This window comes from Ferrovibrio sp., assembly GCF_017994015.1.
Taxonomy (GTDB): Bacteria; Pseudomonadota; Alphaproteobacteria; order Ferrovibrionales; family Ferrovibrionaceae; genus Ferrovibrio.
Window position 1 is genome coordinate 1 of record NZ_JAGOLP010000093.1, and the last position, 8,437, is coordinate 8,437.

11 protein-coding genes are annotated in these 8,437 nt (G+C 63.0%); 6 read left to right on the top strand and 5 right to left on the bottom strand.

The features are described 5' to 3' along the window. Nucleotides 1–109 precede the first annotated feature (109 nt). Nucleotides 110–1,117, top strand: coding sequence for an NAD-dependent epimerase/dehydratase family protein (locus KBB36_RS20100; RefSeq protein ID WP_290985400.1), 1,008 nt, complete (start codon nt 110–112; stop codon nt 1,115–1,117). After that, on the top strand, nt 1,110–2,408 hold the full coding sequence (locus KBB36_RS20105) for an NAD(P)-binding domain-containing protein (RefSeq protein ID WP_290985403.1): 1,299 nt from the start codon (nt 1,110–1,112) through the stop codon (nt 2,406–2,408). The genes KBB36_RS20100 and KBB36_RS20105 overlap by 8 nt, the downstream gene beginning before the upstream one ends. A gap of 3 nt (nt 2,409–2,411) precedes the next feature. Here KBB36_RS20105 and KBB36_RS20110 read toward each other — a convergent pair whose 3' ends face one another. Then, on the bottom strand, nt 2,412–2,747 hold the full coding sequence (locus KBB36_RS20110) for a cell division protein ZapA (RefSeq protein ID WP_290985406.1): 336 nt from the start codon (nt 2,745–2,747) through the stop codon (nt 2,412–2,414). Between the two features lie 10 nt (nt 2,748–2,757). Continuing rightward, on the bottom strand, nt 2,758–3,357 hold the full coding sequence (locus KBB36_RS20115) for a hypothetical protein (RefSeq protein WP_290985408.1): 600 nt from the start codon (nt 3,355–3,357) through the stop codon (nt 2,758–2,760). Nucleotides 3,358–3,491: 134 nt separating this feature from the next. Here KBB36_RS20115 and KBB36_RS20120 point away from each other — a divergent pair, with 134 nt between their 5' ends. Both KBB36_RS20120 and KBB36_RS20125 read left to right on the top strand, forming a co-directional pair. Next, nucleotides 3,492–4,256 (top strand): sulfite exporter TauE/SafE family protein, encoded by a 765-nt coding sequence (locus tag KBB36_RS20120; RefSeq protein ID WP_290985410.1) that lies wholly within the window; start codon nt 3,492–3,494, stop codon nt 4,254–4,256. Between the two features lie 129 nt (nt 4,257–4,385). Then, nucleotides 4,386–6,011, top strand: a complete 1,626-nt coding sequence (locus tag KBB36_RS20125) for an acyl-CoA synthetase (protein WP_290985413.1) — start codon at nt 4,386–4,388, stop codon at nt 6,009–6,011. Between the two features lie 25 nt (nt 6,012–6,036). Here KBB36_RS20125 and KBB36_RS20130 read toward each other — a convergent pair whose 3' ends face one another. Next, on the bottom strand, nt 6,037–6,201 hold the full coding sequence (locus KBB36_RS20130; protein WP_290985416.1) for a YdcH family protein: 165 nt from the start codon (nt 6,199–6,201) through the stop codon (nt 6,037–6,039). 173 nt (nt 6,202–6,374) lie between these two features. On the opposite strand from KBB36_RS20130, the gene KBB36_RS20135 reads away from it, so the two are divergent. Beyond that, on the top strand, nt 6,375–6,962 hold the full coding sequence (locus KBB36_RS20135; RefSeq protein ID WP_290985419.1) for a UbiX family flavin prenyltransferase: 588 nt from the start codon (nt 6,375–6,377) through the stop codon (nt 6,960–6,962). On the opposite strand, the gene KBB36_RS20140 is transcribed toward KBB36_RS20135, so the two are convergent. Further along, nucleotides 6,952–7,470: a TIGR02444 family protein gene (locus tag KBB36_RS20140; protein WP_366933251.1), complete on the bottom strand. Its 519-nt coding sequence runs from the start codon at nt 7,468–7,470 to the stop codon at nt 6,952–6,954. The two genes, KBB36_RS20135 and KBB36_RS20140, sit on opposite strands and share 11 nt — an antisense overlap. A gap of 36 nt (nt 7,471–7,506) precedes the next feature. Here KBB36_RS20140 and KBB36_RS20145 point away from each other — a divergent pair, with 36 nt between their 5' ends. After that, entirely contained in the window at nt 7,507–7,722 is a 216-nt protein-coding gene (locus KBB36_RS20145) for a DUF465 domain-containing protein (protein WP_290985422.1), read from the top strand. Between the two features lie 14 nt (nt 7,723–7,736). Here KBB36_RS20145 and KBB36_RS20150 read toward each other — a convergent pair. Then, nucleotides 7,737–8,437 (bottom strand): polysaccharide deacetylase family protein (locus KBB36_RS20150; RefSeq protein WP_290985425.1); only part of this gene is annotated, 701 nt, incomplete at its 5' end.

Below are 8,437 nucleotides of genomic sequence, written 5' to 3' on the forward strand. Positions count from 1 at the left end.
GGCAGGAACACCGTCCAACGGTTAATGTAGGGCGCTTGGCCCAAGCCCGCAACCATGACTAAGATCATAGCGGAAAACAGAGAAGATCGAGGGCGGAATGCGGGTAGTGGTGACGGGGGCGGCCGGTTTCATCGGCAGCCGGCTGGTGCATGAACTGGTGCGGCTGGGCCGGCTGCGCGACGGCAGCGGCCATGAACGCGCCATCACCGAACTGATGCTGCTGGACCGCACCGCGATTGATCTGCCGGGCCTGAACCTGCCGGCTAATGCCAGCCGCATCGCCATCCGCTGCGCCAGCGGCGAACTCTCCGATGCCGCTTTTATGGCGCGCTGCCTTGGCGAAGCGTCACTCGACAGCCTGTTCCATCTCGCCGCCATGCTGACCAGCGCTGCCGAGCATGATTTCGAGCAGGGCCTGGCGGTGAATGTGCTGGGCCTGCTGGATATCCTGGGCCATTGCCGGCGCCAGGGGCGAAGCCCCAAGTTGATCTTCGCCAGTTCGATTGCCACTTTTGGCGGCGCGCTGCCCGATCTGGTGGAGGATGATACGGCGCAGAAACCCCAAACCTCCTATGGCGCGCACAAGGCCATCGCCGAATTGCTGCTCGACGACCATAACCGCCACGGCCTGCTGGATGGCCGCGCATTGCGGCTGCCGATTGTGCTGACCCGGCCCGGCAAGCCGGCGGCCTCGGTTTCCGACCGCGTGGCCGGCATCCTGCGCGAACCACTGCGCGGCGAGCCGGTGGCCTGCCCGCTGACCCCGGAAACCTGGCTGCCGGTGGTATCGGTGGGCGCCGTGGTGCGCGGCCTGATCACGCTGCATGACCTGCCGCCGGAAGCCTTTGGCGACAGCCGCGCCCTCAACCTGCCGGCGCTGAGCGTTACGGTGGCGATGATGATCGAATGCCTGCGCCGCCATGCCGCCAGCTTGCCGGCGGGCCATCGGCTGGGCACGATTGGCTGGGCGCCCGACCCGGCGATGCAGCGCATTGTTGATAGCTGGCCGAAACGCTTTGACTCGGCCCGCGCCCGCCGCCTCGGCATTCTGCCCGATGCCGACCTGGATGCCGTGTTGCAGGATTTTCTGGTGAATGGGGGCCTGAGCCATGAGTGATAAAGTCTGCATCATCGGCGCCGGCTCCAGCGGCGTGGCGGCGGCCAAGGCGCTGAAACAGGCCGGCATCGCCTTTGATTGTTTCGAGGCCGGCTCGGCCATCGGCGGCAATTGGCGCTATATGAATGACAACGGCATGTCATCCGCCTATCGCAGCCTGCATATCGATACCAGCCGGCGCAATCTGCAATACCCGGATTTTCCCACGCCCGACGATTGGCCGGATTTCCCCTCGCATTGGCAAGTGATACAGTATCTGGAAGCCTATGCCAGCCATTTCGGTGTGCTGCCGCATATCCGCTTCAACACCAAGGTCGCCGAGGTAAAGCCCGAGGCTGGTGCCTGGCGGGTGAGCCTGGAAAACGGCGAGAGCAGCCTCTACCGCGCCGTGCTGGTGGCCAATGGCCATCTCTGGGATGCGCGCTGGCCGGATTTTCCAGGGCATTTTGATGGCCCGCAAATTCATAGCCATGATTACAAGACCGCAGATGGCTTCGACGGCAAGCATGTGCTGGTGGTGGGCATCGGCAATTCGGCGGTGGATATCGCGGTGGACCTGTGCCGCCGTGCCGCCAGCGTGCAGCTCTCCACCCGGCGCGGCGCCTGGATCATGCCGAAATACATCCTCGGCATACCCACCGACCGCTGGTCGGCCTTCCTGATCCGCAAGCTGAAACTGCCGACACCGCTGGCCCGCGCCATCATCGCCCGGCTGATGTATCTCACTGTCGGCGATCAGGAACGCTATGGCGTGAAAAAGCCGCCGCATCCGATGTGGCGCGAACATGCCACCATCAGCCAGGAATTGCTGCCCTATATCGGCCATGGCTGGATCCGGATGCGGCCGGATGTAAGCGCCTTGCAGGGCGATAGTGTGGCCTTTGCTGATGGCAGCAGTGCGCCGGTGGATGCCATCATTTACGCCACCGGCTACCGCACCAGCTTTCCGTTTCTTGATCCCGGCATCTTCAGCGTGCGTGACCGAGAGCCGGTGCGGCTCTATCGCCGCATGCTCAGCGCCAGCCATCCGGGGCTGTATTTCGTCGGCCTGGTGCAGCCGATCGGCGCCACGATTCCGCTGGTGGAAATCCAGGCACGCTGGCTGGCGGGGGTGTTGGGTGGCCGCATCGCGCTGCCCGATGCAGCCACCATGCAGGCCGAGATTGCGGCGCATCACCGCCATGTGCAAAGCCGCTATGTCGATAGCGCACGCTACACCCTGGAAGTGGATTTCCGTGATTATGCCGGCCAGATGCGGCGCGACATGAGCCAGGGCCGCGCCGGGGGTTGACCCTTACGGCGCTTCCAGCTTGGCCGCAATGTCTTCCAGCTTCTGGGCCAGGCCGAGCAGGGCGTCGGCGCCGGTTTTGGCGCTATCCTGCTCCTGGCGCAAAACGGCAACATCCTGGCGCAATTGCTGCAAGTCGCGCTGGGCGCCTTCCAGATCGTCGGCCATGGTGAGCGCCGCCATCAGCAAGAGCCGGGCCTCGCCGACCTGGCCCACCAGCGCCGCCAGTTCACGCACCCGCACATCGACCACGCCCGACAGGCGCTCGACCTGTTCTTCCTCGCCGTCATCACAGCCGATCGGATAGAGCCGGCCATTCACGGTGACATTCACTTCACCCATGATGTCCTCCTCAAGCGGGTTCGGCCAGGGCGCGACGCAGCCGGGCCATGGTGGTTTCAATCCGCGCCATCACATCGGCTTCGAAAGCCTTGGCTTCAGCCTGCGCGGCACGGGCCTGGGCCAGATCAGCGCGCAGGGCGGCAATCACCCCGGCATCTTCCGGCGCCGGCAGAGGCAGCACTGGCGCAGCGGCAGCCAGGGTGGCGCGCTCGGCCACCAGTTTCAATTGCGCCTGCGCGGCCAGCGCCGCAGAAAGCCGGCCGCTCAAATCGTCCCGCTCGCGTTTCAGATCGTCGCGTTCGCGCTGCAAGGCGGCAAGCTGCTCGGCCATGGCCGGATCAACGAGCGCCGGCCCCGGCACAAGCGCTACCGGGCCGGCATCGGCCTGCATGGTGGCCAGTTCCTCGCGCAACGCATCCACCAGGGCGGCGCGTTCGCGGCACGAATCCGCTTCCTCGCGCGCCGCCTGCAAGGCCTCGCGCAGCAGCCGCACTTCCTGGCCGGCCTGGGCATGCTGTTCCGACAGGGTGCGATAGGCCACGGCACGGCTGGCCAGCGCGGCATCCAGCCGGCGCAACGCCTTCTCCATCGCGACCGACGCCGCGGCCACACCGTTTTCCATGATCGTCAATTGCTTTATGATGTTGGACTGATTTGCTGACAGGGAAGATAAGCGTCGCCCGGGCTCAGCGTCAACCAAACGCCCGACCTGCCGGCCAGCCCCGAAAGTTATCCACAAGCGCCATGCTCGAAGCCCTGCCGATTCTGCACGACCCCTGGTTTTATGTCGCCGCGATGCCGGCGGTGATCCTGATCGGCTTGAGCAAGGGCGGCTTCGGCCCCGGCACCAGCCTGCTGGCTTTGCCGCTGATGAGCCTGACCATCCCGCCCCTGCAAGCTGCGGCCATCACCCTGCCGGTGCTGTGCATCATGGATTTGGCCGGCCTGTGGGCTTATCGCAAGACCTGGGACCGCGCCAACATGATGATCATCCTGCCCGGTGCGCTGGTGGGCATCCTGATCGGCACGCTGACCGCCGATTGGGTGAGCAATCGCGGCGTGCAGATCATCATCGGCCTGGTGGCCGTGGTGTTTGTGCTGGATAAGTGGCTGCGCAAGGGCAGCCCGCAAGCGGCACCGATGAATGTGAAAAAAGGCCTGTTCTGGAGCGTGATTTCCGGCTTCACCAGCTTCATCGCCCATGCCGGCGGGCCGCCGCTCTCGGTCTATCTGGTGCCGCAGCGGCTCGACAAGACGTTGTTTGTCGGCACCAGCATTGTCTACTTCACCGTGCTGAATTACGTGAAACTGATCCCCTATGCCTGGCTTGGGCAACTCAGCGCGGTCAACCTTGGCACTGCCGCCATCCTGGCACCCGTAGCAGTGGCAGGCGTGTATCTGGGCATGTGGCTGCATAAATTTCTCAGCGACCGCGCCTTTTACCTGATCATCTACGGCATCACCTTCCTGTGCGGCCTGAAATTGCTGGCCGATGGGCTGGGGCTTTGAGCCGTTTTCGACTCTGTACAAATAAAATTGCCGCCAGGCATGAAACCGCAGCCGTTGCCCAGGCCCGGGCTTCTGGCTAGTTTCTGCGGCCTACAGGGGTGATTTCTGTCCGCTTTGGGGGAAACCAGCATGAGCACGATTTACGACCGCGATCTCGACAAGAATCCAGCCAATTACGAGCCGCTTTCGCCCTTGAGCTTCCTGCGCCGAACGGCCGAGGTTTTCCCGCATCGCCTGGCCATGGTGCATGGCGCCTGGCATTACGATTATGCCACGCTGTATATGCGCTGCCGCCGACTGGCTTCGGCCTTGGCGCGGCGCGGCATCCGGCGCGGCGACACGGTGGCGATCATCGCCCCCAACACGCCGGCGCATCTGGAAGCACATTTCGGCGTACCGGCCACCGGCGCGGTGCTGAACGCGATCAACACCCGGCTCGATCCGGCCGCTATCGCCTTCATCCTGGAGCATGGTGAGGCCAAGGTGCTGCTGGTGGACCGTGAATTCGCCGCCGTGGCCGAACAGGCGCTGGCGCTCTCAAAGAACCGCCCCTATGTGATCGATATCGATGACGCGATGGTGACCAGCGGCGAGCGTATCGGCGCCATCGAATATGAAGACTTCCTCAAGCTGGGCGATTTTGACTATCCCTGGCAGGGTCCGCTCGACGAATGGGATGCCATTGCGCTGGGCTACACATCCGGCACCACCGGCAATCCCAAAGGTGTGGTGACGCATCACCGCGGCGCCTATCTCAATTCGCTTGGTAATGCCGTCACCTGGAACCTGCCGAAACATCCGGTCTATCTCTGGACCCTGCCGATGTTCCATTGCGACGGCTGGTGTTTCCCCTGGACCATCACCATGCTGGCCGGCGTGCATGTCTGCCTGCGCAAGGTGGAACCGGCTGCGGTGTTCGCCAGCTTCACCGATCAGGGCGTGACACATTTCTGCGGCGCCCCCACGGTGCTGAGCATGCTGATCAATGCCCCCGACGAGGTGCGCGCCAAACTGAAGCCGGGCGTGAAATGCATGACCGCCGGCGCCGCCCCGCCGGCTGCCGTGATTGCCGCCATGGAAGCCATGGGCTTTGACATCACGCATGTTTATGGCCTGACGGAAGTGTATGGCCCGGCCGTGGTGTGCGACTGGCATGAGGAATGGGACAAGCTGGAACTGCCCGAACGCGCCGCGCTGAAGGCACGCCAGGGCGTGCGCTACCATGTTGAGGAAGATGTGGCAGTGCTCGATCCGCAGACCATGCAGCGGGTGCCGGCCGATGGCGAAACCATGGGCGAGATCATGTTCCGCGGCAACGTGGTGATGAAAGGCTACCTGAAGAACCCGAAAGCGACACAGGAAGCCTTTGCCGGCGGCTGGTTCCATTCCGGCGATCTCGGCGTGGCCTATCCGGGCGGTTACATGCAGATCAAGGACCGCTCCAAGGACATCATCATTTCCGGCGGCGAGAATATCTCGACGCTGGAAGTGGAAGGTGTGCTCTACATGCACCCGGATGTGCTGGAAGCCGCCGTTGTGGCGCGGCCAGACAAACATTGGGGCGAAACGCCTTGCGCCTTTGTCACGCTGAAAGCCGGCGGCAAGGCCACGGCAGAAGACTTGATCGCCTTCTGCCGCGAGCGCTTGGCCCGTTTCAAGGTGCCAAAGACCGTGGTGTTCAGCGAATTGCCAAAAACCTCGACCGGCAAGATTCAGAAGTTTGAATTGCGCGAGAAGGCGAAGGCGCTGGACTAAAGCGCCCCGCCCGGCGCGGCTGGGGCTATTGCTTCAGCCGCGAAATCTCTTCCTTCAGCTTCAGCTTCTCGCGCTTGAGCCGAGTGATGCGAACGGGATCGGGCAATGGGCGATGGGTTTCATCGTCGATCACAGCCTGCAAATGGGCATGTTTCTCGACCAGGCTCTCGATATGCGCTTCTGTAGCCATAGCGTCCTCCTCCTTGCGGTTTAGGAGCGCAGTGTCGGCGCGGCCTTGAACGCGACCACACCGATGCGCGTACTTGTTCATGTAAGCACTGACCCCTCGCTTTGTCAGCCCCTTTAAGACAAAATGGTGACGAAATGACGCGCCGCAAAAAAACTGCACAACCCGCAACGACGATGCCACAACAAACGGCGCGACGTTTGGTTGTGGGCATCAGCGGTGCATCGGGTGTGATCTACGGCATCCGGCTGCTTGAAGCGCTGCAAGCCGAGCAGATCGAGACACATCTGGTGCTGACCCGCGCTGCCGAAATGACCATCGCCTATGAAACAACGTATACGGCGAAGCAGGTTCAGGCATTGGCGCACAAGGTCTATCCGCTGGCTGATATCGGCGCTGCCATTGCCTCAGGCTCTTTCGCCAGCATGGGCATGGTGGTGATTCCGTGCTCGATGAAAACCCTGGCCGAGATCGCCACCGGCGTTACCGGCAACCTGCTGACCCGCGCTGCCGATGTGACATTGAAGGAACGTCGCCGCCTGGTGCTGGTGCCGCGCGAGACGCCGCTGCATCTGGGTCATCTGCGCAACATGGTGAGCGTGACCGAGATCGGCGCCATCCTGGCGCCGCCGATGCCGGCTTTCTATGCGGCACCGAAAAGCCTGGATGATCTGATCGACCACAGTGTTGGCCGCGTGCTTGACCTGTTTGGTCTGGAAACCGGCCTGGTGCGGCGCTGGCAGGGCAGCCCGCTCAAGAAATAGCCGCCAGCAACTCCGCAATGGCCGGATGATCCGGCTGGGCCAGCGTGGCGGCATAGGCCGCCAGATGCCGCTCGGCGGCAGCGGCGATCTCGGCGGCATCCAGAGGTAATGCCCGGCGCAAGGCCGGGCTGAACTGCGCCAGCGGCGTCAGATAGGCCTGGGCAATTTCCTCCAGCCGCAATTCGGTCGCCTTCACCTTGTCGTAAAGTCCGGCAGCCGCCGGTTCGCTGGCGGCCAGAGCCTTGAGCGCCCGCCTTGCCTGACGATAAGGCAGCAGCACGGCGCGCACTGGCGCCAGGGCGGCCTCGGCACGTTGCAATTCGCCGGCGGCCCAGTCGATCAGGCCAATTTCCGCCCGCCAGGCGCAGAACAGCAGCAGATTTACATCGGCGCCGGCTTCATCCTGCAACCGCAGGCAGGCATCCGCCACCCCGGGCCGCTGATACAGCGCCAAGGAAAACGGCCAAAATGCGATACCGTGCCGATCCATCCATGTTATAATACGCATATTCCGAGTTCCGCAGAACAGGCGTAAACCGAGGTCATGAACTTTACCGGCTCCCTCGATATCGAAGCATTGCAGCGCCAGCTTACCGACCTGATGGCGGAACACCGCGACCTGGATGATGCAATCAACGCCCTGGCCGAACAGGCGCATATCAACCAGTTGCAGATTCAGCGCATGAAAAAGAAGAAGCTGGCGTTGAAAGACCAGATCATCAAGCTGGAAAGCCTGCTGCTGCCGGATATAATCGCCTGAACGCCTGAACGGCGCTACTTGACCACCAGAAACTGAATGCCGAACCAGCGGAAGCGGCCGGATTCGTCGGTTGGCAGGGTGCAACTGATGCGGCCGCGCCCTTCCGGAAACGGCGTCGCCGGCTTCACTTCAAAACGCCGCTCATCCGCTGTCTTGCCGGGGATGCCCTTCACCGCAATCAGGCCGCTCTGATGCGAGGGGTAGCAGGTCATGCGATCCTGGTATTTTATCTCGGCCGGCAGGCTGAAACGCAAAGCCGGCGGATTACCCGGCTGGCCCTGACGCAGCAGCACTTCGCGCGGTTCAATGTCGCGCGCCGGAAACGGCAGCGCATTCAGCGCCTGGCGCAGCCGCTTGATATCGCCATAGGTCTCGTTCATCGGGAAACGCGGCTGCCAGAAAAAATCCTGGCCGGCCTGCATCACGCCGGAATGCTGGCCGAACGCCACCTGGAAACCGGCCTGCTCAACAATATCGCGGCTGGCCAGATTCCATTCGCCAAACGGATAGGCAAACAACGCCGGCACCGCGCCCAATTCCTGCTTGTAGAGCGCCGCCGCCGTGGCCAGATCGGCGCGCACTTCATCAGGCTTCAAGGTGGCATAGGAAAAATGCGTGTGGCTATGCGCGCCGATGGTAACGCCTTCATCGCGCAGCCGGCGCACATGATCCCAGGTCATGTAACCCTTCACCTTGCTGGTCACCGGCTCTGTGG